Here is a 22,106-nt window from a genome sequence, read left to right on the forward strand (position 1 = left end):
AAAACCAAATAACCAATTCAATATAAATAAATTGGTATCAATAAAACTTGGCACACTATTGAGTTCTCAAACAACAACCACACCCAGCCAACACACCCAAACCAACAAACAGTCCGCGATGATCAGTGCCGAGGCAACTTTTCAAGCTTACCCACATTGTTTCAGAAAAGCAAATCCACTAAACAGCGAACCAACCAACCAAAACACCACAAAAACACCGGAAAACCGGCATCAAGTAGGGGGTTTTTCGTTCCCCCAACGAGCGGGGCAACTCGAAAAACAATACACTCTTTTACGCGAACACGCAAACCACAGAACCCTCCCATGTCTAAGCATGCGAGTGGCGATGCTGGACACGGTGAAGCTAGTTGGTGACGGATTCCTTCAACACGTACCTGGGCACCAGAACGGCGCAAAGGGCAGTCACTGCCCAGACGATGAGCGGCGCAAGCATCCAGGTAAAGAATCCGTTGATGTTGATCCCGCCAAAACCGAAGTCTGCAATGACGAGTGCAAGGAACGTTGAGACCAACGATGCGATGCCGGCAAGTGCCGGTGTGTACTTGGTGGCTAATTTGGCCACCAGCCCTACCAGCAACGACTGCGCAAGGGTAAAGACGATGATCGCCGTCAGGAATCCCGAGAAGCGCAGATGGAACCCCGGCAGGAATAGTGCGGCGAGAATAATGGCCACGGCCGAGCTGCCCAGCTGTACGCCGATGCCTATCACTAGTTTCTTCATGTCCCGAGCCTAATCGCTGAGAGAGATGAACGGGAGGATCCGTGCCTGCTTAGGACTGTTGCCGCACCCACGTAGACGAGGAAGCCATACCTACGCATCCCTGATGCGTCCACTATCCATCCATCGGGCCTGACGCCGAGCTCCACAAGCAGCACTGCACGACTATGGGCTCCTCTATAAGGACTCCTATGCCTCTACATAGACTGCTGCTACATGGGTTAGCCGCCAGAATGTGTTTACAGGATTGCCATTTTGGTCAGAGTTTATGGGGGTTGTAGGGGTGTGCGCCTGCTTTGAAAGCATGCGGGGTTGCGGTTCCTAACAGTCAATCCCGGTGAGGTGTATGTACTCAGAAGCTCGTGCGGAACGGTTCTGCCAGTGCTGTGAGACCTGGGTGGCGTTGAAAATCTGTGGCGCTTCAAGCCCTTAGTCACGCGTTGGCGCTAGCAAAAGGCCTGAGTTCCCAATGCGTCCCCAACTCGATGCCAGCAAGGAATCAGTGGCCTTAGCCAAAACAGACCCACCGGACACCGAGCCTTTGACTGGTACCTCTATCCTCCGCACCGATTTGCCGCAAGACCTCTGCGAACTCGTGTGGTTCAGATCGGGGCACAACAAAAAATCCCCGGCGGAACCATTGGTTCCACCGGAGATTGATTCAAAAACGTGCGCGAGGGGGGATTTGAACCCCCACGCCCTTTCGGACACTGGCACCTGAAGCCAGCGCGTCTGCCGTTCCGCCACTCGCGCGTTTTTCGCAGTCCATCGAATGTTTTTCAACATTCAGTGGAACAGCGAGATCAAGCATATAGGAGACTTTCCGAAATACCAAAACGAGCATCCCCACACGACTCAGGATGCCACTACTGCTGCCATCCCAGACCCTGAAATCCTCTATTTCTAGGGGCTTTAGCTAGCTTTTCCCGCTAAACCCCCAACCCCTACCCTGGTAGGAAATCCGCCACATCCCCTCCCGGCAATAGGGATATTCCAAGACTCGCGCAGTAGTATCAACTTTGAACCAGGTTGACCGCGCTGCGGGCAGCTCGGCATCTGCGCCGTTTCAAAGCGCTGATGCCAGCCGATTTTGCTGTTCCCGTACTGGGGCAGCAAGAGAGATTAGGAGAGGAGAGCACATGGGATTGTTTGACAACGTTGAAAAAGGCATTGAAAAGGCAGTTCGCGGCGCCTTCTCCCTCGGCTCGAAGCAGCTCCAGCCCGTGGAGATGGCCAGCGCCCTTCGCCGTGAACTCGATGACAAGGCGATGACCTTGGATGCAGGTCGCACCTTGGCCCCCAATGTCTTCAATATTCAATTGGGCGATGCAGATTTTGAGCGGGCCCGCGCCTGGGGCGTCACCCTGGCCGAAGAATTGTGCGATGTGGTCATTAACCACTCACGGAGTCAGGGCTATGTGCTGCAGGGGCCCGTACGGGTTGCCTTCAATCACCTTGCCGAGCTCCGTGCGGGACAATTTGACGTCTTGTCCGCCACCGAGAAGGAAAGCGGGGCTCCGGCAGTACCAGCAGCCAGCCCGTCACGCCCTCCGGCAAGGCCCAGCCAGAATCCGGCCTCATCGACATCGGCACCTGCGCCGCTCTACAAGCGCCAGCCAACGCCGTCGTCGGTCCAAGGCCAGCCGGTATTGGACATTGACGGCCAGCGGTACTCCCTTAACGCCCAGTCAATCATTCTGGGCAGGTCGACTGATGCAGACATATTGATCGACGACACAGGCGTTTCACGCAAGCATTTAGAGATCCGCACCCAAGGCACTGCCACAACAGCCGTTGACCTGGGCTCCACCAACGGCAGCTATGTGGACGGACGTCGCGTCAACGGCACGGCGCCGCTGCATGACGGATCGACGATCACCATGGGGCACACCCAAATAACTTTCCGGATCTTGCCAGCACGAGGCGGTATTCAAGGATGAACGATCTCAGTCTTGTAGTCACCATCATGCGGTTCGGCTTCCTGGTCTTGATGTGGATCATGGTGTTTGCCGTGGTGGCAGCCATGCGACGCGACCTGGTCATTGGGCGCAAAGCAAAAGTTGGTGCCCCCACGGCCCGCCAGGCACGCAAACATCCGGAGCTGGTTCAGGATTCTCCTCCAGCCAAGATTCAGGCCCGCCAATTGGTGGTCACCGAAGGTCCCTTGGCGGGCACCACCTTAGAACTCGATGGCACGCCCATCTTGTTGGGCAGGGCGCAGGAGGCCACCTTGGTCTTGGAGGATGACTACGCTTCAGGACGCCATGCACGCCTGTTTCCGCAGGGTACACGCTGGTTCATTGAAGATCTGGGGTCCACCAATGGGACCTATTTGGGCGGCACCGCGCTGACACGCGCACTCCCTGTGGAACTCGGTGTTCCGGTGCGGATCGGTAAAACGGTCATCGAATTGAGGCCATGAGTATGGCCAAAAACCCACTGATTCTGCGGTATGCCGCCCGATCACATGTGGGCATGGTTCGGGCCAAGAATGACGACTCTGCCTATGCAGGCAAGTACTTGGCCGTGGTTGCTGACGGTATGGGCGGTCATGCCGGTGGCGATGTGGCCAGCGCCTCCACCGTCCTGGATCTGATCCATCTCGATCACAACCACCACGACGGCGACGCCGGCACGCATCTTGCTGACGAGATCCAAAGCGCCAACTCCCTGCTCTCGGAGCTTGTCCACGTCAATCCCAAACTTGCCGGCATGGGCACCACCGTCACTGCCCTGCTGCTCTCCGGGGACCGCTTGGCCTATGCGCACATTGGCGATTCACGCGCCTACAGGCTCAAGGATGGCACCTTCGAGCAGATGAGCACCGATCATACTTTTGTGCAGCGCATGATCGATGAGGGGCGCATGACCGAGGCCGAGGCCGAGGTGCATCCCCACAAGAACGTGCTGATGCGCGTACTGGGTGATGTTGATGCATCCCCCGAATTGGATTTGAAATACTTCGACGTCACGGCTGGTGAGCGTTGGCTCCTGTGTTCGGACGGGCTGAACTTTGTTCGCCATGAAATGGTCGAAGAGGTCATCCGGCACACCAAATCGCTAGCCACGGCCGCGGATACCTTGATTGAACTGACTCTTGCGGCCGGTTCTCCTGACAACGTCACCGTGGTGGTGTTCGACGTCGTTGAAAGCGTGCCAAACGACACTGACACCGCCGCATTGTCCACCGTTGGGGCCACGACTGTTGCCGAAGAGCCAGAGCTGGCATCGTTGGCCGATGAGACTGCCACGGACGACGCCACGGACGCCCCTGAGCAGCTCCCGGCAGCTGAGGCGCAAAGCCAGGCCGCCGACGATTCAGCTGCCCTCGACGAGGGCCCAGGCACAGCAGTATCAGGCACAGCAGAATCAGTCGCTGCAGTACCAGGCGCTGCAGTACCAGGCGCCGAGACATCAAAAACCCGCGCCGACGACGCGGCTGCGCTTGATACGCACATCCGGGCTGCGGTGATTCTGCGGGAACTGGCCTCGCGCGAGCATGAGCTGGTGGGAGCGGCAGTGACAGCCAATGCTGAGGGGAAGATCCCACAGCTGGCCAGACAACCTGCAACGCAGCGAGCTGCAACTGTCCTCACACACAAAACCAACACTGCGCCGGTCCTTGTGGAGGACACGGAAGTCTCCTTGCCTCGACTTCGGCAACGCCCATGGGTTTGGGCAATCACCGGCGCACTGACGGCACTGGTCATCGTGGCGGCCTCCTGGGGAGCGTACGCATGGACCCAAACACAGTACTTTGTGGGCGAATCCAACGGCAATGTAGCAATCTTCCAAGGCGTCTCACAATCATTGGGCCCCATTTCGTTGTCCCACCTGCACCGTGAAACCGGCGTGAACGTTGATTCCCTGCCGAGCTATTCGCAACAGCTGGTTTCCCAGACTGTGCCGGCCTCCACACTGGCCAGTGCGGAGCAAATCATCAGCGACCTGCAACTGGGCACCGGCACGAGCACGCCCCCGTGCGATCTTGCATCAACGGCCCCACCGGCGAGCAGCTCTGCCAGTTCAACCACCACGGCAGCTCCAACATCCAGCCCGTCTGCCTCCGCCAAAACCAGTGGGACACCAACTCCGCAGGCAAGCAACACAGCAACCGCGCAAGCTACGTGCATCCCCGGAGGCGGACAATGAGCCAACTGTTAACCGTGGCAAAGCCTCGGCGCAACACTGAACTGCTCTTGCTGATCTTGGCGCTGAGCCTTGCCACCATGGCCAATGCTCTGGTGAATCTCAATCTGGGACGCACTTTTGACAACGACTTTTACACCCAGATCGCTATTCTCGCCGTTCTTTCCATCGGTTTCCACATAGCGCTTCGCATCAAGGCTAAATATGCCGACCCGGTTATATTACCGGTGGTTGTTGCGCTCAACGGCATTGGATTGGCCGTCATTCACCGCCTGGACATCACCTCAGGCGACACGGCCGGACAGCGCCAGTGGATGTGGACAAGTCTCGCCGTAGTTGCTGCCATAGCTGTGATCTGGTTCCTGCGCGATCACCGAATTCTGCGCCGCTACACCTACATCTCCCTGCTTGCCTCCGTTGTGCTGCTGGTCTTGCCGCTCGTTCCCGGAATCAGTGCCGGCAACGTCAACGGCGCCACCGTATGGATTGCCATTGGGCCCTTCACTTTTCAGCCAGGTGAAATTGCGAAGATCACCCTGGCTATATTCTTTGCCGGGTACCTATCCTCAAACCGTGACTTGATACTGCTGGCCGGCAAGAAGATCGGCAAGCTCCAATTGCCTCGGGCCAGGGACTTGGCGCCCATGATCGTAGCCTGGCTGGCCAGTGTGGGCGTGCTGGTTTTCCAGCGGGATCTTGGTTCATCAATCCTCTTCTTTGGCTTGTTCATGGTCATGATCTATGTGGCCACGAGCCGCATCAGCTGGATCTTGATCGGCCTAGCCCTCATCGCCGTTGGTGGTGTCGCGGCATACCAGATTTTCCCCCACGTCACCCGGCGCATCGACGTGTGGGTCAATGCCCTTGACCCCGAATACATTGGCGCTGCAGGCGGCAGTTTTCAAGTGGTCGAAGGGCTTTTCGGGCTGGCGAATGGCGGCCTCATAGGGACCGGCTTTGGTCAAGGCTCACCCGACACCGTACCCCTGGCCAATAGCGACATGATCATTGCCAGCATTGGTGAGGAGCTTGGCCTGGTTGGCCTATTCGCCGTTCTTAGCCTCTACACACTCTTCATTTCCCGCGGCTTCCGAGCTGCCCTGGGAACTCGGGACGCTTTCGGCAAGCTGCTTGCTGTGGGGTTGTCGTTTGCTGTCGCACTGCAGTGCTTCATCATCATCGGCGGAGTCACACGGCTCATCCCCCTGACAGGACTGACCACGCCGTTTCTGGCCGCCGGCGGTTCTTCACTCTTGGCGAACTGGATCATCGTGGCCTTGATACTAAAGATTTCCGACGCCGCACGCCGCCCCATTGACGTCTCCAACACGCCCGAACCATCAGCTTCAGGGCCGCAAGAACATGATACGAAACTGGAGGTGACCAAGCCATGAATCAAGCAATTCGAAATTCCTGGATAGTAGCCATCGCCTTGTTTGCACTGCTTTTTGGATCGATCTCCTATGTGCAGTTCTTTGCCGTGGACTCGCTCAACGCCAACCCCAACAACAACAGGCAACTGCTCAAGACTTTCTGCGGAAACCGTGGGCCCATTCTTGTTGACGGACAAGCCATCGCCGAGTCCGTTCCCACTAACACCGATTGCAAGTTCCAGCGCAAATACAACGATCCATTGCTGTATGCGGGCCTGACAGGTTTCTTTAGCAGGTTCTCCGGACAGTCCGGCATAGAGTACGCCATGCGGGAGCAGCTCACGGGCACCTCCGACGACGCCTTATTTGATCGCATCGCCCAGACCTTTACCGGGAAACAACCTCAGGGCCGCTCCGTGGAGCTGACCATTGATGCGAATATTCAAAAACTTGCCTATGACATGATTCCTGACGGTGTGGACGGCTCCATCGTGGTCATGAACCCCAAGACTGGCGCCATCATTGCCATGGTGTCCAAGCCTTCCTATGACACGAACCTGCTGGCCAGCCACGACGAGAAAGCTGTCAATGCGGCCATGGCGTCACTCGTGGGTGTTCCAGGAATCAACCTGTATGGCTCCAAAGCCTACAAAGGCTTGTACTCACCAGGCTCTGTTTTCAAGCTCGTTGACACGGCAGCCGCGCTCGAGTCCGGAAAATACAACAAGGACAGTATCCTGCCCAACCCTTCCCCCATGACCTTCCCCGGCATCACCTACACGCTGCCAAACTACGCGAACGGGCAGTGCGCAATCCGGGACAAGGCGTCCTTTGCCTTTGCTCTGGAGAACTCCTGCAACACACCGTTTGCCAGCATCGCGCTGGATCTGGGCCAAGATGCCATGACAGCCCAGGCCAATAAATTTGGCTTCAATGATGATTCCGTGTACTTCCCGGATAGAGTTGTTGACAGCCGCTTCCCCGGGAGTCAGGGTGTCCTCGACGCCCCCGGCCTGGCCCAGAGCGCAATCGGCCAGAAGGATGTTCTGGCATCGCCGCTGCAAATTGCCATGATGACAGCCGCGATTGCCAACGGCGGCCAACAAATGACACCCAATTTGGTGAAAACGGTCCGCACCCCGGATCTAAAGACCGTTTCAAGCTTGACCCCTGAGGTCCTGCGCCAGTCCACCACGCCGGAAATCGCAGCACAGATCACCGACTGGATGGTCAGTGTTGTTGACAATGGCATTGCCTCGGCGGCGGCAGTTCCCGGCGTTGAAGTTGCAGCCAAGACGGGCACGGCTGAGCTCGGTCTGAATGAGTCCGGCACTATGTTGAACAACGCATGGTTTACCGGCTTCGCTCCAGCCAATGATCCCGAAGTGGTGGTGTCGATCGTCATGCCAGGGGTCGACGTTGCCACCGGAGCACAATTAACTAGTCCAAACGCAAGCAAACTCTTCAAGGCGGTGTTGAATAAGTGAGGCCTATTTCTGGTATCACCTTAGGCGGCAGGTTCCAACTCACATCACGCATTGCCATTGGCGGTATGGGCGAGGTTTGGAAGGCACAGGACCTGGTCCTGGGCCGTATAGTGGCCATCAAGATTCTCAAGGACGAATACACCGGTGATCCCGGCTTTCGAGCCAGGTTCCGGGCCGAAGCCAAGCACACAGCCCTGCTGAACCATGAGGGAATCGCTAACGTCTTTGACTACGGCGAAGAAGATGGCTCCGCCTATCTGGTCATGGAATTGGTGCCCGGCGAGCCGCTGTCGGCTTTGATCGAGCGTGAGCATGTGCTCTCCGCCGACTGGACACTGTCCATGATCGCCCAGACGGCCCGCGCCTTGGCTGTGGCGCACGCCCAAGGCTTGGTCCACCGCGACGTCAAGCCCGGCAACTTGCTCATCACCCCCGATGGTCGGGTCAAGATCACCGATTTTGGCATTGCACGCTTGGCTGACCAGGTGCCTTTGACGCAGACGGGCCAGGTCATGGGCACCGCCCAGTACTTGGCTCCCGAGCAGGCCACCGGCCAAATAGCCACGGGATCCTCTGACATATACGCCTTGGGCGTTATTGGTTACGAGTGCATCACCGGACACCGGCCGTTCTCCGGCGAATCGCAGATTGCCATCGCCTTGGCTCAGGTCAATGACGCGCCGCCGCCACTGCCCGACACTCTGCCCACACCAGTGCGGGCCCTGCTGATGTCCATGCTCGCCAAGGAACCCAGCAACAGGCCTGCAAATGCCCTGAAGCTGGCGGAGGCTGCCGAGGCCATCCGCGCTGGCGACATTCCGGCTGCCCATGCGGCAGTCCCTGGCATGCTGCTGTTTGAATCCACCACAGGTCCCATCACGGCGCCCGTTGACATCAACGCAACGGCGCCCACGACTGTGGTTTCGAGCATCGCTGAGCCCAGCACCACGGCCCTGCCCATTCTCGGTGACGACGGCCAGGAAACAGCCGCACATCAGACACGGGCTGAAATCCTCGGTGCCGAACGTGCCTGGCAGGCCGAGAGCGAAGACCACGATCTCGCCCTGGACGAGGAAGAGCAGCAGGAACCGGCCAAGAAGCGCCGCAGTCCCTGGACTTGGCCGCTCATTGCCTTGATTGCCTTGCTGGTCTTCGCACTAGGCGCCCTGCTGCTGCAGGGTGCAGGGTTCTTTGGTGGAGATGCTTCACCGACCGAAACTAAGGCGCCCACCACCGCCACGCGCACGACGTCGGCCCCGCCCACTACCTCGGAAGCCCCCACCCCCACACAGGAGTCGTTGCCCCCCACGTCGGAGGCTCCCCAGCAATTCGACGTCGTCAGCAATATGTTGGTTGGCAAGACCTTCGGCGAGGCCGAAGGGATCCTGAAGAACGCTGGAATGACTGTGGTGAGCGTTGAGGAGTTCAGCGACTCGGTGCCCGCGGGGCAAGTCGTCTCCGTGAGTCCAACTGGGCTCCAAAATGTTGGCTCCGCTGTCACCCTCACGGTTTCAAAGGGCGCTGAGCCGCCTGTAACGGCGGCTGTCCCATCGTCCGCTGGTCAGGAAGGCAATGCATACGACGCTGCCTTGGTTGCCGCTGGCTTCATCCCGGCACGTGTTGAAGAAGCATCAGTGGTTACCGTGGGGAACGTGATTCGCACCAATCCGACTGCAGGAACACAGGTAGCTGTTGGTTCAGTTGTCACCTACTACGTCTCCACCGGTCCCGCCACTGCAGCTACCACCCCGGCACCGGCGGACGGCAAGAAGCCATAGTCTCAACCCGCGCATCTCTCCAATCTCATCCACCAACGCCTCACAATGAAAGGACAAACCAGATACTCATGAGTGTTCCGCGCGTCCTGAATGACAGGTATGAGATTGGGGAGTTGCTGGGTCGTGGCGGCATGGCTGATGTCTACATGGCTCATGACATCCGTTTGGGCCGTACTGTGGCCATCAAATTGCTGCGCGCCGACGTCGCTAGGGACTCTCACCTGCAGGCCCGCTTCCGCCGTGAAGCTCAGGCTGTGGCCGGGCTCAATCACCCGTCGATTGTTGCTGTCTACGATACTGGTGAGCACTTCACCGCGGATCAGACGCGTGACACCGCGCATTTGCCCTACATTGTCATGGAGTACGTCCGGGGCAAGACGTTGCGTGACTTAATCCGCAGCAAGGACATGAGCGTGGATGCGGCCATCGACTACACCCTTGGCGTGCTGGCTGCCCTGGATTACAGTCACCGCGCCGGCATTGTGCACCGCGACATCAAGCCAGCCAACGTCATGGTCACCCAAGACGAACACGGCTTGTTGGGCCAGGTCAAGGTCATGGATTTTGGCATCGCCAGGTCTCTTGCCGACTCCGCGGCAACCATGACACAAACTCAAACGGTCATGGGCACCGCCCAATACCTGTCACCCGAACAGGCTCGCGGTGAAAGTGTTGACGCCCGCAGTGATCTCTACTCAGCTGCCTGCCTGCTCTACGAAATGCTGGCTGGGCGCCCACCATTCACGGGTGATTCACCCGTTTCCGTCGCCTACCAGCACGTGCGTGAACAACCGCCCACCCCGAGCACCTTCAACCCCGAGCTGTCAGCCGCGCTGGATGCTGTGCTCATGCGCGCACTTCAAAAGGATCGCAACCACCGATTCCAGGATGCCACATCCTTCCGCAGAGCCCTTCGTGCTGCCCGTACGGGAGTCATGCCGACGCCCGGGCCCAGCGTGGACCATTCGGTTGATCCGGTTGTTCCGGTTTCTGCACCTGCCCTGGCAACACTTGCGAGTTCCCCAGTTCTCGACGACGACGGACCTGCCACCCGCGCCATGGCAAAGGTCATGGCAGGGGGAGCGCTCACGACGGCGGACACCAGTGGACAGGAAGTCGCGGATCTCGCTCCGGACCTGAAGCGGCGCCGCAGGGCTTGGATGGCAACACTTTTTGTCTTGTTGGCGATTGTGCTGGGCGGTGGTGCAGTTCTGGGCTACAACCTGCTCAATCCCCGGCCTATAGCCGTTGAGCAAGTCTCCGTGCCATCCCTTGTTGGTGTCAGCAAGGATGACGCCCTGACCCAGTTGCTGAATTTGGGGCTCGAGCCCGACAGTACAGAGGAATTTTCCGCAACGATGGCACCAGGAGACGTCATCCGCACCGATCCGGGCACCGGGGCTTTAGTGAACCCTCAGTCAAAGGTCGATGTTTTTGTTTCAAAAGGTCCCTCGGAGGTCACCATCCCCAAGGACTTGGCAGGAAAGACCGAGTCCGAGGTCCGGGCGAACCTGGGCGCGCTGAACTTGAAATTCAATTCCAATGACTTCGTCACTGACCCCGCCATCGCCGCAAACCTTGTGGTCACCACTGACCCGGCACCCGGGGCCAGCGTGGCCGTGGGTACCAGTGTCACTTTAAAGATCTCCAACGGCCAGGTCATCATGCCGTCACTGTTTGATCTCACCAAGGATCCGGAGAAGGTGAAGGAAGCTGTCACGGCAGCGCTCAAGAAGGCTTCCCCCTATTTGGAACCCGAGTGGCAAGAGGCTGAAAACTCCGTTGTCACCCCTGGCATGGTGACGGATCAGTCGATAACGGCGGGGAGTAAAGTGGCACAACGGACCACCGTTGTCATCACCTTGGCCAAAGCACCCGAACCGGCCACCCCATCACCGAGCAGCACGCCGACACCCACGCCGCTGGCACCGGTGAAAACCAGCGATCCGGCCCCGCCGGACCCTTAAGCCAAAGCTCCGGGCCAATCCGGGCAACTGCCGGACTAGCTGTTGATAAGCGGGCTCAGGGTTGCCGCTGTAGCCGCCGCTCCTGCCAAGCCCAACGATTCGAGCCAGTTGCCCAACATAAGGTAACCACCCTGGGTGAGAACAGATTCTGGGTGGAACTGCACACCGCACAATGGGGCGTGCTTGTGCGCCAAACCCATGATCACGCCGTCGGCCGTCTCTGCAGTAATCTCCAGTACGTCCGGGATAGTCGCACGCACTGCCGAGAGTGAATGGTAGCGGGTGGCTGTCACGGGGCTGGGTAGCCCCGCAAAAACGCTGGTGCCGTGATGGAGCACCTCGCTGGTTTTGCCGTGCATGAGCTGTTCGGCATGGGTTACGACGCCACCATAGGCCTCGGCCAGCGCCTGGTGGCCCAGGCACACGCCGAGCATGGGCTTGGCGTTCTCGCCGCACCACTTGATGAGATCGATGCAAACGCCAGCCTCGGCGGGGGTGCCCGGGCCGGGGGAGACCAGTACGCCGTCGCGCGCAGATGCCAGTTCAATGGCTTCAGCCAAGGTGACGTCATCGTTGCGCACAACTGTTGTCTCTGCACCCAGTTGCTGCAGGTAGCCAACCAGTGTGTAAACAAAGCTGTCGTAGTTATCTATGACAAGGATTCGTGTGGCCATCTTAGGGTCCGCTGCCAATCGTGGAGTCGGTAAGGGGGTTGAACTGTGACAACCACGGGAAGGCGTATTGCATCAACAGGAACACGGCCGCCACGACGAACAGAACTGCAGTGATGATGCGGAACCACAGGGGCCCTGGCAGGTGTCTAAAAATCCAGCCGTACATTATTGGCCTTTCTGGTTCGCTGCAACTTGTGCGGCAATCGCTGCGGGCGGGCCAACGCTGGCAGGCTGCCACGATTCGAGGATCGAGTAGGCAATGATGCGTTCCTCGGCACCAAACCTTGGATTGCAGCTGGTCATAGTCAAGAAACGCTCGGTGGCTTTGGCATCCGGTTGGGTCGGTACCGGCAACAAGACGTCCCCACGGCTGGGCATCACGATCTGGTTGTTGCGGAACACGTAGGTGTAGTAACCATCTTTGGTTTGGATGTAAATCTTGTCGCCGGGAACCAGTGTATGAATGGCATCCAAAACAGCGCCGTGGGTTTGCCTGTGCCCGGCCACGGCAAAGTTGCCAACACCGCCCGGCATGGTTGAGCTGTCATACCGCCCCAGACCCAAGGTATCCAGCTGTGCCTGGCCCACACCCTCCACGAGCGGACGGCTGTAATTTTCGCCAAATCGCGGAACGTAGGCGATGCCGAAGACTGTGCTGGGTAGTTCAGGGGCGTCCATGACCTTGGGTGGACCAAAATCGGTGGGAGCGGCTGGGGCCGGGGGAGTTACCGGGCCCTGAAATTCCTGGGCAAACTGTGACACGGCCGCCTGCTGGGCCGTGTTGGCCTCAATATTGGTCCACCACAGCTCCCACACCACAAACAGCAGCAAGATGATGCCGCAGGTGATGAGGAGTTCACCAATGATCTGGACCAAGGTACGGAAGAAGCCTTGCTTGGGACGCTGGGCGCGCTGGCGTCGGGCGGCACGTCTGCGCTGATGGCGCACGTTTTCGTTGTCGGAGATCAACTCATCGACGCCCACGGCTGAATCGACGTGGCCTGGCGATCGAACCACGCGGGTCTCCTGACTGAAGTTGAGCGGCAATGTCATGCAATCCGCGACTGCACTAAATGCAGCTAGAATTACGTCAACAATAGCGGCAGTTCACCGCCTTGGAATAATTTGCCCAGCAACATCACAGCAACAAGAACTGCCGTCCACCCACCACGGTTGCCGATTTAGTCGGCCACTTCGTCAAGGAGCTCCTGTGCCCGAGTCAAAATCGCGTCCCCGCCCCACCAAAGGGCCGGCCACTACGCCTTCCAGCAAGACACAGAAGCCCAACGCCGTCTGGTTCTTGCCGGTCATGGTCACGCTGATGTTGCTCGGGTTGGTGTGGATCATCACCTACTACATCTCCGACGGCGCCCTGCCCATCCCAAACATTAATAACTGGAACATTGGCATTGGCTTCGGCATCGCCTTGGCCGGCTTCATGATGACCACCCGCTGGCGCAGCTAGTCCTTTAAGTATTGTTTTCTTCCTCTTGCTCGCTTTGAATGTAGCGGCCTTTAGGATCCTCAGCGGCACGGCCAGGGACATCTCCGGCCGTGCCGTAGTCAGCTTCAACGAACTGTCCGCGGTCCCCACCGTCCTGAGCCTCCTCTGAGCCTGCCGTCCCGTAGTCACCTTCTACGTAGCTACCCTCCGGATCTCCGGCCCTGTGACCCGCCTCGGCGCCGGCCTTACCGAAGTCACCTTCCACGTAGCGTCCACTCTCAGCTTCCTGCTCAGACATCCTGCTGCCCTGCTTTCTAGAGCATCGCGCCAGACCTGTTCCGGCGTCAATGCCATCCTGCTTCTGAGTCTAGGCGGATTGCAATCCTGTGCACAGGGCAACAACAACCTGATGGCACAAAACCCACCCCTGTCAGATCCGAATTGTTCCAGCGGTTCATCGTGGCCCGGAAAAAACACCGACATTGGTGTGTATTAGAACGTCAAAGGGGTTTAGGAGTAGAGAACATCCGAGTGTTGCTCGGAAGTGTCGTCTCCACCGTTGATTTTGGTGGCTAATTGATCCCTCGACTGAATGTCCAATTTAATAAATGTCCTGTAGAGGTGTCCTTCAATGGTGCGCAATGAAACATTCAGCCTGTCTGCAATGAAATTGTTGGACTCCCCTTGGGCCACCAATAGTGCTATCTGGTGCTCGCGGCGGGTCATTTGGGGCTGATCGATGGCCTGAAAAACCGGCGACACCAGCCCTGGCATCTTTTCCCGCATGGCCACGACCTTGCTGGCTGTCTTGCGGCTTTTGTGAACCTTGCCGTGATCGTTGAACTTCTTCAGGGCAAGGGTGGCCAGCTCAACGGCAATAAGCTCAAAACCATATGCCATGGCGGTGTTGCTTGCCTTGTCAAGGCCTGCCGGTTCCTGTGATCGCATGGCACTGGACCATTCTTCGAAGAACCCTTTACTGCCGGACTCCAATAGCCTGGCCACCTCGAATAGCCTAAGCACGGCCGCAGCATCACCCACACGAACCATGAGTGACAAAACAGTCAGCTCGATGCCAAGAAAGCCCCGAGTGGCACACTCACGTTGCAGATGCCTCAACCGTGCCAGGCCCAGCTCGGATTGGCCTGACATGAATTGGGCCGCCGCAGCGTAGGCCGCTCCTTCCAAGTAGTAAAACTTGTTGCTGCGCCGATTGAGGGCTGCCAGCTGGCTCAAGCGTTCTTGCGAACCAGCAATGTCCCCACGCATCGCCAGACAATAGGCCAGCAGCCCAAGTGCCGAATGCAGTACCGACCAGGGATCATAGTCAGACAAAACCCCCACTGCCGCGTTCAACGCCACAATGGCTTCCTCGACGTGGCCACGGCGGCACTGCACCATGGCAGCTGCCAAGTCTTTCAGCCCGCCTGAAAACAGCATGAGGTCAGGATTGGTAAACGTTGAAGGTTCCAGGGCCCCGCGCACATGCTCCCAGGCGCCGTCGTATATGAAGACGGCAACAGATCTGGCATAGGCCAGCAGGGCTATATCTGGACGAGGGAATCCCTCAGGGCGGCTCAGATTGGCGATTACTTCCATGGCTGTCAGCACGGCTGAGCTCATCCGGCCGGTGGCGCTGAGAATCTCACCCATCAATGATTTCAAGGCCGTTTGATCGCTGATGTTGGCTGTCAGCGGGTGCCGCAGCAATGCTTCAATATTCTCACTTGCCCGAACACTGTCCCCTACCGCCACATCCCTAAAGGCACACAGGATTAGCACTTCGATGTCAGCCCGGGTAGAGGATTCCTGCAGGATCACCGGAGAAAATCGGCTTTCAAAATTCTTCAGGGCACCATCAAAGATGGTCTCGTAGTCCAAATGCGACAGGTGGCTCAGATGCACTGCATGCAAGGCGCTGGCGGCAATCTCCGGTGTTGGTGCCAGAGCAAGCGCCTGCAGTGCGAGCGAGCGTGCCACATCTTTATGGTTTTGGTTCAGTCGGGCAATGGATTGCTGCGCCAACAACGCCGCGGAGTGGTTAGCATCTACTTTGATGGAGCAAAATTGCAGGGCCTCCAAGGGGCGCATGAGCCGGTTCGCCCATGTGGCCGCCGCCAAGATTTGCCCATCGCCGACGGGGACCCCGCAGTCCAAGGCCCATCGGGTGAAGTTGACGATGAATTCCGGATTGCCATGCTGTTCCGGGGGCACGACCTTTGAAACGTCGGCATAGAGCCGGCGACTGCTTCCCACCGGAATCGCCGCCCGGATGGGTGCCGCCGTGGCGGCCCGTGCCAGGCGCATGGTTAAACATACGCCGGGCACAATGACCACTAGTTCACGCTGTTGAATATCATCCACCACGTCGGGGCTGGTTAGATCAAGGAGCACATCCAATGGCAATGGGCCGGCCAGAGCCAGAATTTCAATGATGCGTCGGGATGGCGCAGGCACGTGGTCCAGATCCATCTGCAGGTATTCCCAAGATTCCGAACCGAGCCGATCGGCCGGGTGAGCCAAAATCCACACATTGTTGACTTTGCGTAGGGAACCCTCTTCTTGGGCGCCAGCCACCAAGCCATTCAAAATCAGTGGATTCCCGCCCGAACGGCTGGTTAGATAGTCGGTTGTTGGGCGCGCTACTTTGCCGCCCAGCAGTCCTTCAAGGAAATCTTGCACATCTTCGGGCTTGAGCGGTGCCAATTCAAAGCGGGACAAGTGCCCATCACGCCATAGTTCCCTCAAATGACTTTGATGGCTGCCGTGTTGGTCCACCAGGATCAATTTGGCGCTCGAGGACATGACCACTTGGAGAATGATGGCCGTGCTCTGGGAATCCAAATGTTCGGCATTGTCCACCATCAACAGCACCTGACTGGCGCCCTCTGCCGATGCATGGATCTGATCCATAAGTCCGTTCAGGACCTCATAGTAGTCACTGCTGCGGATCACACTTGTGCCCACCCGGGCATTGACGGCACCAAAAGGTATGGCGGCCAAGGATTTGCTGGCCGAGAGCCTGATAGTCACAACGTCCGGGCCAAGGGCGGCCAGAAGCTGACCGAGTATCCACGTTTTTCCCGTGCCTCTGGAACCTACTATGAGGACACCTTTGGAGGTGCTGTCCATGAGTAGCTCAACTATTTCCCCAATATTTGCCCCGCGGGCCACACATCCCCATTTCATGTACCAAGACCTGTGCGTCCAGCCGAAGCGTGGCGGCACCGCCGCCATGGCTGGCAGCTGGTCCAGGTGAGGCCAATAACACTGTCCTTAGTCTAAGTACGTGTTGGTGATTGTGTCGATAGGGATGCCGTATTAGTCCCGCGAAACGAAATATAGGTCACTATCCCCAAGGTTATCCACACTGTGTGTAACTTTTTCCCACAACCCACAGACTTATCCACCGACGTTGAAAACCCATTCGAACTATCCACAGCCCGTCTTCGAAGCTGTGGTTATCCATAGTTGTTCACAAAGTTATCCACAGAAGTGGATAACTTTGTGGCGGTTTGGTCCGAAAGTACGAAAAACTGCGTCAGGAAAGTAATCCACAGCTGTGGAATTACATGTGTGTAACTTATGCCCAATGTGCAAAACTATGGGGATAACTAGTAGTTCGAGTAGTTTTAAAGTACTCGAACTACAGCTCTGTAAGTTATGCCCAACTGTGGATAGTGCTGTGGACAACTGTGGATACGTGCAACCATGGAGCCATGGAAATATCCGATCCCCTTGATATCCACAGAGTTTTCCCACAGCACCCTGAACAAGATCAGATAGACGAGTACCGCCGGCTCACTGCAGAACAGGCCGGTGGCGTTGCCATCATCAGCACCTCCGTGCGCAACCGCGATCTTGCTGCAACCGTCAGTTCTTTTCTGTCAGTCTCCTACGACCCTCCGACATTGCTGGTGAGCCTGTACGCGGAATCTCGGATCGCATTGGCAGTGTTGGAGTCGGGATCCTGGGCCTTGTCTCTACTGACGGCTGAGCAGAAGGGCCACGCAAACTGGTTGGCCAGCCCTGGAACACCCGTTGAGGGGCTGCTCCAGCAGATTGATTTTAGGCGCGGGCCGATGACAGGCAACGCCGTGATCGCGGGCGCGCTGGCCTACTTTGAGGTGGAAACCACTGCAGTCCATGAAGCGGCCACCCACGTGTTGGTGGTGGGACATGTGCTTTCCATGGGCGAAGACGCACCCTGGAGCAAAGAATTGTCGCCCCTGCTGCACTACGGCGGAGACTACCGCCGGCTGAAGTAATTCGCGGGCGGGCGCTCCAAGGGGTGCTAAAAAGGTCGGGGGCGGGCATGGATGTCCATGCCCGCCCCCGACCCAAGTCGATCAGCAGAATTCACTAGCCCACTATGAAGTTGGGGAACGTGGAAACCTTGTAGAAGGTCAGCCCGATCAGCAGAACAAGGACGGCAGCGATGCCGCCCCACTGGATGAGGTTGCGGTTCTTGGCCGGCGCGTAGGCTATGGCGGCGGCGCAGAGCGCACCTGCAATCAACCCGCCAAGGTGGGCCTGCCAAGCGATGCCTGGAATGATGAATCCAATGGCCGCGTTGATGAGCAGCAATACAACGATTTGCCGAAGATCGCCGCCACGTTTCTTCTGCACCACAAACAGTGCACCAAACAGACCAAATACGGCTCCCGAGGCGCCAACAACCACTGTGTCCAGCGGCGAGATCAGCAGCACGCCGACCGAACCCGCAAAGGCACTGACAAGGTACAAGGCCACATAGCGGGCCCGGCCAAAGGCCGGTTCCAAGGCGTTGCCCAGAATCCAAAGCGCGTACATATTGAAGGCGATGTGCATGATGTTGCTCGAATGCAGGAAGGCGCTGGTCACCATGCGCCACGGTTCGGACTCGGTCAAAAATGGTGCATAGGCAAAATTCTGGAACACAAAGCCATTGGGAATAGCCCAGTCCAGCGCGAAGGCAACAACACAAATTGCCATCAGGGTAATGGTGGCCACCGGCCGCCCGGTGCGCACTACACCACCGAAAATGGTCCGTCGGGATGGGGTCGACTTCGCGGATTCCCGCACGCAATCCACACACTGAATTCCCACAGCCGCGCTGCGCTGGCACTCCGGGCATGTTGGCCGCCCGCAACGCTGGCAGCTCACATAGGAGACCCGTTCTGGGTGGCGAGGGCATACGGGAGCCTCTGAGGGGGCGCCCGGAGGTGGGAAAGCAGAACTCATGGATTGGGTCCTAACGAAAAACAAGGAAGGCCTCAGCCGCCGGATCCCACAAGGAATCCGGCGGCCAAAGCCATGGAGATTACGAGCTTGTTAGAGCTGTTCAACCGTGATGGAGTTGATGACAACATCTTCACGCGGCTTGTCGCCTGCGCCTGTTGCCACGCCTTCAATGGCGTCAACAATTGCCCGTGAGGCCTCATCTGTGACGTCACCGAAGATGGTGTGCTTGCCCTGAAGCCAGCTGGTATTGACAGTGGTGATGAAGAACTGTGAACCGTTGGTGCCGCGGCCGCCCTGGATGCCGGCATTTGCCATGGCGAACTTGTAGGGATCGTTGAAGTTCAGATCGGGGTTGATCTCGTCGTCGAACTGGAAGCCGGGGCCGCCAATTCCGCGACCCAAGGGGTCTCCACCCTGGATCATGAAGTCCTTGATGATGCGGTGGAAGATGGTGCCGTTGTAGAGCGGCGCGTTGGTCTTCTCACCCGTACCCGGGTGGGTCCACTCAACGGTTCCGGTCGCCAGACCAACAAAGTTGGCCACTGTCTTGGGCGCGTGGTTACCAAAGAGGTTCACCTCGATATCGCCAAGGCTTGTGCTGATAGTTGCTTTTGCGGTTGGGATAGCAGTCATGGCGATATTCTGCCATGCCATGCTGAAGATTTTCACGCTTACCGGGCGCATTCCGCGTCAGGCGAACTGTCCAGGGATAGCAAGCAGGCAGCAGGAGACGTAGGCTAAGCCTTGAAACAGCTGAATATCTGGAGGAAACGTGAAGAAGGTTGACCGCTTTACCCAAGGCCTGGAAGATTCACTCACTACTGGTGTTGACAATGCCATCGAGTGGGCTTCTCCGCATGTTGAAAACGCCAAGGACTGGACAGCTCCGCGGGTGGAGGCTGCCTTGAACTGGGCTGTTCCGCGCATTGAGAGGGGCATTGAACAGGCTTCCCCCATGGTTCAGGACGGTCTTCGCAAGGCTGCCCAGTACACGGCCGACGGCGTTGCTGCCGTCACGCCGAAGCTCCAGGAAGGCCTCGAGAAGCTTGCGCCACGCATTTCCGACGCCGTCGACGGGGCTACCCCGCATATTCAAGAGGTGTTGGACAAGACAGCTCCGGCCATCACCTCGGCCAAGGACAAAGTGGTGGATGACTTCATCCCCAGGGTTTCGAGCAAGTTGGGTGTAGCAGCCCACGCTGTTGGTTCGGCGTTGGACAGTTCAGCGATGACCCACCAGGTAGAGATTGCTGCGGCGAAACTCACAGGCAACAAGAAGGCTCTGGCGAAGGCTGAAAAGGCCGCGTCGCAGGCGAGCAAGAAACTGGCTGCCGAGTTGCACAAAGCCAGCAAGGGAACGAAGAAGAGCCACAAGGGCTGGATCATTGTGGGCATTGTTGCTGCCGCCAGTGCCGCGGGTGTAGCTGCATGGAAGGCTTCAAAGCCAGTGGCTGATCCGTGGAAGACGCCCGCCCCCGTTGCGCCAGCTGCGGTTCCCCCTTCAGTGCCGGCGCCGGTTCCTGCTAACCGCGACGCTGAGAAGGACGTCGAAAACGCTGTTGAAGACGTTGTTGAGAAAATCAGCGAAGGCGCCAAGAACGCCGCCGGGACCGTGAAGGAGCAGGCGGCAGAGATCGTCAAGGACTCCTCTGACGCAGTTGAGTCTGACTCAATTGAGAAAGCCAAGGAGAGTGCCGCCGAGGCCGTTACCAAGGCCAAGGAAGCTGCGGCAGGGGCCGCGTCTACGGCAAAACACGCTGTCACCGACGCGGTGGGCGATGGAACTCCCAAGCCCAAGCCCACAGGGCCCAAGAGCTAGCTTCCAGCGCGCAACAGAGCATGAAACGGCAGGTGCCCGGATCCTTGACCGGGCACCTGCCGTTGTTTAACGGGTCATCTGAGGGTGCAGATCATCTTTCCTGTTTGAGTCCGCTGCGTCCCTGGCGCAGAATGACCACTGCCAGGCCTGCCAAAATTAGGCCAAGTCCTAGGTAGGTTCCCGGCGGCAGGGCTTCGGCAAGGAAAATGGCAGCCAAAATAGCGGCTCCTGGAATCTCCACCAGAATCATCATGGACACCACCAGCGGCGAAATGGTGGCCAGCAGGTAGTTGAAGATGGTGTGGCCAAAAAGTTGGGCCGCCACAGTCACGCCCACGATCCCCCACCAGGCCTCGGCGGGGATGTCCACCAGTGGCTGGCCAAAAGCAAAACACATCAGCAGCAAAATCACCGAGCACAGGCCATAGCAGAGGCTTGAATAAACGCCCGTGGAAAGGCTTTTGCGGGCCTTGGCCCCCGCCAAGGTGTAAACCGCTGCCAGGGCGCCTCCTGCAAGCGCCAGAACGTCTCCTACCAAGGCTTCGCGGGACACTCCCATGTCAAAGCCTGTGATGACCACTACGCCAAGCATGGCGGCGCCCAATCCCAGCAGAATGGGACGAGGCGGCTTTGAGCCCCTGATCCACTGGAAGAGGGCTATCCACGCCGCCTGAAGGCACACCAAGGCCGTAGCGACCGCCACACTGGTCATTTTTACGGAGGTGATGAAACAGGCGAAGTGCAGTGCCAAGGCAGTTGCAGCAATGGCTGTGTATTTCAGTTCCTGGCGGGTCAACGCCTTTAAAAACCCAGGATTCTTAATGAGAGCCGGGGTGCCTAGGGCTAGTGCACCCAACACGTTGCGCCACAAGGCAATGGTCAGTGCGGGGGCTGCAGTGGCTGCCATGATGGGACCGGAGGCCGAAACGCCCAGGATCCCTACGATGGCCAGGAAAAATATCACCCCTCAAGCGTAGGGGGTGACCTACAGGCTTAAGACAAAACAACCCCGGTCCAAAGACCGGGGTTGTTTCCCATGGTGGAGGCACGGGGACTCGAACCCCGAACCCCCTGCTTGCAAAGCAGGTGCGCTACCAATTGCGCCATGCCCCCATGAGGCTTGTTCAGTATATCTGTAACAAGTTCAAAAGATTCAATTGACTGAATCAGTTGCCTTGCTCCAGGTTGCCTTCGCAACTTTGGATTCCCGCCGCTTCTTATTCAAGAAAACCGCTGCACTGAGAGCTGCGACCAAGATCATCAACTTCTTCACTACAAACCATCCTTGCCTAAGAACCTTTAGGTTCCGTGGGCGCACCAGGACTTGAACCTGGGACCTCTTCGTTATCAGCGAAGCGCTCTAACCGCCTGAGCTATGCGCCCTTCCGGCCCTGTTCGGGCCGAGACAAAACTTTACCGCACACTTTCCCAAAATCCCAAATCGGCGGGTCCT

Annotated in this window: 21 protein-coding genes and 3 tRNA genes; 11 read left to right on the forward strand and 13 right to left on the reverse strand. The window is 58.0% G+C overall.

Features of this window, described 5'->3' with window-relative positions:
• Positions 1–364: 364 nt before the first annotated feature.
• Together CVS27_RS07375 and CVS27_RS07380 are read right to left on the reverse strand one after the other, a co-directional pair.
• On the reverse strand, positions 365–742 hold the full coding sequence (locus tag CVS27_RS07375; protein WP_103465104.1) for a phage holin family protein: 378 nt from the start codon (positions 740–742) through the stop codon (positions 365–367).
• A gap of 667 nt (positions 743–1,409) precedes the next feature.
• Positions 1,410–1,492 (reverse strand) — tRNA-Leu (locus CVS27_RS07380).
• Between the two features lie 386 nt (positions 1,493–1,878).
• On the opposite strand from CVS27_RS07380, the gene CVS27_RS07385 reads away from it, so the two are divergent.
• The 7 genes from CVS27_RS07385 (at position 1,879) to pknB (ending at position 11,493) form a co-directional block, all read left to right on the forward strand.
• On the forward strand, positions 1,879–2,679 hold the full coding sequence (locus tag CVS27_RS07385; RefSeq protein ID WP_103465105.1) for an FHA domain-containing protein: 801 nt from the start codon (positions 1,879–1,881) through the stop codon (positions 2,677–2,679).
• Positions 2,676–3,161, forward strand: coding sequence for an FHA domain-containing protein FhaB/FipA (locus CVS27_RS07390; protein WP_103465106.1), 486 nt, complete (start codon positions 2,676–2,678; stop codon positions 3,159–3,161). Before CVS27_RS07385 ends, CVS27_RS07390 begins: the two co-directional genes overlap by 4 nt.
• Positions 3,158–4,891, forward strand: coding sequence for a PP2C family protein-serine/threonine phosphatase (locus tag CVS27_RS07395; RefSeq protein WP_306418482.1), 1,734 nt, complete (start codon positions 3,158–3,160; stop codon positions 4,889–4,891). The genes CVS27_RS07390 and CVS27_RS07395 overlap by 4 nt, the downstream gene beginning before the upstream one ends.
• Complete coding sequence (locus CVS27_RS07400; protein WP_103465107.1) at positions 4,888–6,282, forward strand: FtsW/RodA/SpoVE family cell cycle protein; 1,395 nt, start codon at positions 4,888–4,890, stop codon at positions 6,280–6,282. The genes CVS27_RS07395 and CVS27_RS07400 overlap by 4 nt, the downstream gene beginning before the upstream one ends.
• Complete coding sequence (locus CVS27_RS07405) at positions 6,279–7,748, forward strand: peptidoglycan D,D-transpeptidase FtsI family protein (protein ID WP_103465108.1); 1,470 nt, start codon at positions 6,279–6,281, stop codon at positions 7,746–7,748. The genes CVS27_RS07400 and CVS27_RS07405 overlap by 4 nt, the downstream gene beginning before the upstream one ends.
• Positions 7,745–9,526: a protein kinase domain-containing protein gene (locus CVS27_RS07410; protein ID WP_103465109.1), complete on the forward strand. Its 1,782-nt coding sequence runs from the start codon at positions 7,745–7,747 to the stop codon at positions 9,524–9,526. Before CVS27_RS07405 ends, CVS27_RS07410 begins: the two co-directional genes overlap by 4 nt.
• A 68-nt stretch (positions 9,527–9,594) precedes the next feature.
• Entirely contained in the window at positions 9,595–11,493 is a 1,899-nt protein-coding gene (gene pknB / locus CVS27_RS07415) for a Stk1 family PASTA domain-containing Ser/Thr kinase (protein ID WP_103465110.1), read from the forward strand.
• A gap of 35 nt (positions 11,494–11,528) precedes the next feature.
• On the opposite strand, the gene CVS27_RS07420 is transcribed toward pknB, so the two are convergent.
• From CVS27_RS07420 to CVS27_RS07425, 3 genes are read right to left on the reverse strand one after another with little or no spacing between them, the layout of a single operon-like run.
• Complete coding sequence (locus CVS27_RS07420) at positions 11,529–12,167, reverse strand: anthranilate synthase component II (protein ID WP_103465111.1); 639 nt, start codon at positions 12,165–12,167, stop codon at positions 11,529–11,531.
• A 1-nt stretch (position 12,168) separates the two neighbouring features.
• Positions 12,169–12,333 carry a hypothetical protein gene (locus CVS27_RS20740; RefSeq protein ID WP_165788108.1) on the reverse strand — a complete coding sequence of 55 codons (165 nt, stop codon included), beginning with the start codon at positions 12,331–12,333 and terminating at the stop codon, positions 12,169–12,171.
• Positions 12,333–13,115: a class E sortase gene (locus CVS27_RS07425; protein WP_370739489.1), complete on the reverse strand. Its 783-nt coding sequence runs from the start codon at positions 13,113–13,115 to the stop codon at positions 12,333–12,335. The genes CVS27_RS20740 and CVS27_RS07425 overlap by 1 nt, the downstream gene beginning before the upstream one ends.
• Before the next feature lie 262 nt (positions 13,116–13,377).
• Between CVS27_RS07425 and CVS27_RS21235 the strand changes: the two genes are divergently transcribed.
• Positions 13,378–13,632: a cell division protein CrgA gene (locus CVS27_RS21235; protein WP_243399780.1), complete on the forward strand. Its 255-nt coding sequence runs from the start codon at positions 13,378–13,380 to the stop codon at positions 13,630–13,632.
• A gap of 4 nt (positions 13,633–13,636) precedes the next feature.
• On the opposite strand, the gene CVS27_RS07435 is transcribed toward CVS27_RS21235, so the two are convergent.
• Together CVS27_RS07435 and CVS27_RS07440 are read right to left on the reverse strand one after the other, a co-directional pair.
• On the reverse strand, positions 13,637–13,909 hold the full coding sequence (locus CVS27_RS07435; protein WP_103465114.1) for a hypothetical protein: 273 nt from the start codon (positions 13,907–13,909) through the stop codon (positions 13,637–13,639).
• A 212-nt stretch (positions 13,910–14,121) separates the two neighbouring features.
• Positions 14,122–16,743: a helix-turn-helix transcriptional regulator gene (locus tag CVS27_RS07440; protein WP_165788274.1), complete on the reverse strand. Its 2,622-nt coding sequence runs from the start codon at positions 16,741–16,743 to the stop codon at positions 14,122–14,124.
• Here CVS27_RS07440 and CVS27_RS21470 point away from each other — a divergent pair.
• Together CVS27_RS21470 and CVS27_RS07445 are read left to right on the forward strand one after the other, a co-directional pair.
• Entirely contained in the window at positions 16,742–16,870 is a 129-nt protein-coding gene (locus CVS27_RS21470; RefSeq protein WP_279325105.1) for a hypothetical protein, read from the forward strand. The two genes, CVS27_RS07440 and CVS27_RS21470, sit on opposite strands and share 2 nt — an antisense overlap.
• A 460-nt stretch (positions 16,871–17,330) precedes the next feature.
• A complete protein-coding gene (locus CVS27_RS07445) occupies positions 17,331–17,879 on the forward strand; it encodes a flavin reductase family protein (RefSeq protein ID WP_103465116.1) in 549 nt (182 codons plus the stop codon).
• Positions 17,880–17,973: 94 nt separating this feature from the next.
• Here the strand turns inward: CVS27_RS07445 and CVS27_RS07450 are convergent, their stop codons facing one another.
• Both CVS27_RS07450 and CVS27_RS07455 read right to left on the reverse strand, forming a co-directional pair.
• On the reverse strand, positions 17,974–18,585 hold the full coding sequence (locus tag CVS27_RS07450) for a rhomboid family intramembrane serine protease (protein ID WP_306418483.1): 612 nt from the start codon (positions 18,583–18,585) through the stop codon (positions 17,974–17,976).
• A gap of 339 nt (positions 18,586–18,924) precedes the next feature.
• Positions 18,925–19,467 carry a peptidylprolyl isomerase gene (locus tag CVS27_RS07455; RefSeq protein WP_103465376.1) on the reverse strand — a complete coding sequence of 181 codons (543 nt, stop codon included), beginning with the start codon at positions 19,465–19,467 and terminating at the stop codon, positions 18,925–18,927.
• Positions 19,468–19,606: 139 nt separating this feature from the next.
• Between CVS27_RS07455 and CVS27_RS07460 the strand changes: the two genes are divergently transcribed.
• On the forward strand, positions 19,607–20,653 hold the full coding sequence (locus CVS27_RS07460; RefSeq protein WP_103465118.1) for a hypothetical protein: 1,047 nt from the start codon (positions 19,607–19,609) through the stop codon (positions 20,651–20,653).
• A gap of 91 nt (positions 20,654–20,744) precedes the next feature.
• On the opposite strand, the gene CVS27_RS07465 is transcribed toward CVS27_RS07460, so the two are convergent.
• From CVS27_RS07465 to CVS27_RS07475, 4 genes are all read right to left on the reverse strand, one after another.
• Positions 20,745–21,617, reverse strand: a complete 873-nt coding sequence (locus tag CVS27_RS07465) for a DMT family transporter (protein WP_103465119.1) — start codon at positions 21,615–21,617, stop codon at positions 20,745–20,747.
• A 73-nt stretch (positions 21,618–21,690) separates the two neighbouring features.
• Positions 21,691–21,766: transfer RNA gene (locus tag CVS27_RS07470), tRNA-Ala, on the reverse strand.
• Between the two features lie 40 nt (positions 21,767–21,806).
• Positions 21,807–21,914, reverse strand: a complete 108-nt coding sequence (locus CVS27_RS21615; protein WP_370739490.1) for a DLW-39 family protein — start codon at positions 21,912–21,914, stop codon at positions 21,807–21,809.
• A gap of 48 nt (positions 21,915–21,962) precedes the next feature.
• Positions 21,963–22,036, reverse strand: a tRNA-Ile gene (locus tag CVS27_RS07475).
• Between the last annotated feature and the right edge of the window lie 70 nt (positions 22,037–22,106).

It is taken from the genome of Arthrobacter glacialis (assembly GCF_002909445.1).
GTDB lineage: Bacteria > Actinomycetota > Actinomycetes > Actinomycetales > Micrococcaceae > Specibacter > Specibacter glacialis.

Excerpts from the sequence above, each read along its gene's own strand:
- CVS27_RS07445 (WP_103465116.1), top strand. The coding sequence starts at position 17,331 with ATGGAAATATCCGATCCCCTTGATATCCACAGAGTTTTCCCACAGCAC.
- CVS27_RS07440 (WP_165788274.1), bottom strand. The coding sequence starts at position 16,743 with ATGGACAGCACCTCCAAAGGTGTCCTCATAGTAGGTTCCAGAGGCACG.
- CVS27_RS20740 (WP_165788108.1), bottom strand. The coding sequence starts at position 12,333 with ATGTACGGCTGGATTTTTAGACACCTGCCAGGGCCCCTGTGGTTCCGC.
- CVS27_RS07435 (WP_103465114.1), bottom strand. The coding sequence starts at position 13,909 with ATGTCTGAGCAGGAAGCTGAGAGTGGACGCTACGTGGAAGGTGACTTC.
- CVS27_RS07400 (WP_103465107.1), top strand. The coding sequence starts at position 4,888 with ATGAGCCAACTGTTAACCGTGGCAAAGCCTCGGCGCAACACTGAACTG.
- CVS27_RS07375 (WP_103465104.1), bottom strand. The coding sequence starts at position 742 with ATGAAGAAACTAGTGATAGGCATCGGCGTACAGCTGGGCAGCTCGGCC.
- CVS27_RS07455 (WP_103465376.1), bottom strand. The coding sequence starts at position 19,467 with ATGACTGCTATCCCAACCGCAAAAGCAACTATCAGCACAAGCCTTGGC.
- CVS27_RS21615 (WP_370739490.1), bottom strand. The coding sequence starts at position 21,914 with ATGATCTTGGTCGCAGCTCTCAGTGCAGCGGTTTTCTTGAATAAGAAG.
- CVS27_RS07395 (WP_306418482.1), top strand. The coding sequence starts at position 3,158 with ATGAGTATGGCCAAAAACCCACTGATTCTGCGGTATGCCGCCCGATCA.
- CVS27_RS07385 (WP_103465105.1), top strand. The coding sequence starts at position 1,879 with ATGGGATTGTTTGACAACGTTGAAAAAGGCATTGAAAAGGCAGTTCGC.
- CVS27_RS07390 (WP_103465106.1), top strand. The coding sequence starts at position 2,676 with ATGAACGATCTCAGTCTTGTAGTCACCATCATGCGGTTCGGCTTCCTG.
- CVS27_RS21470 (WP_279325105.1), top strand. The coding sequence starts at position 16,742 with ATGAGTAGCTCAACTATTTCCCCAATATTTGCCCCGCGGGCCACACAT.
- CVS27_RS07450 (WP_306418483.1), bottom strand. The coding sequence starts at position 18,585 with ATGGCAATTTGTGTTGTTGCCTTCGCGCTGGACTGGGCTATTCCCAAT.
- pknB (WP_103465110.1), top strand. The coding sequence starts at position 9,595 with ATGAGTGTTCCGCGCGTCCTGAATGACAGGTATGAGATTGGGGAGTTG.
- CVS27_RS07420 (WP_103465111.1), bottom strand. The coding sequence starts at position 12,167 with ATGGCCACACGAATCCTTGTCATAGATAACTACGACAGCTTTGTTTAC.
- CVS27_RS07405 (WP_103465108.1), top strand. The coding sequence starts at position 6,279 with ATGAATCAAGCAATTCGAAATTCCTGGATAGTAGCCATCGCCTTGTTT.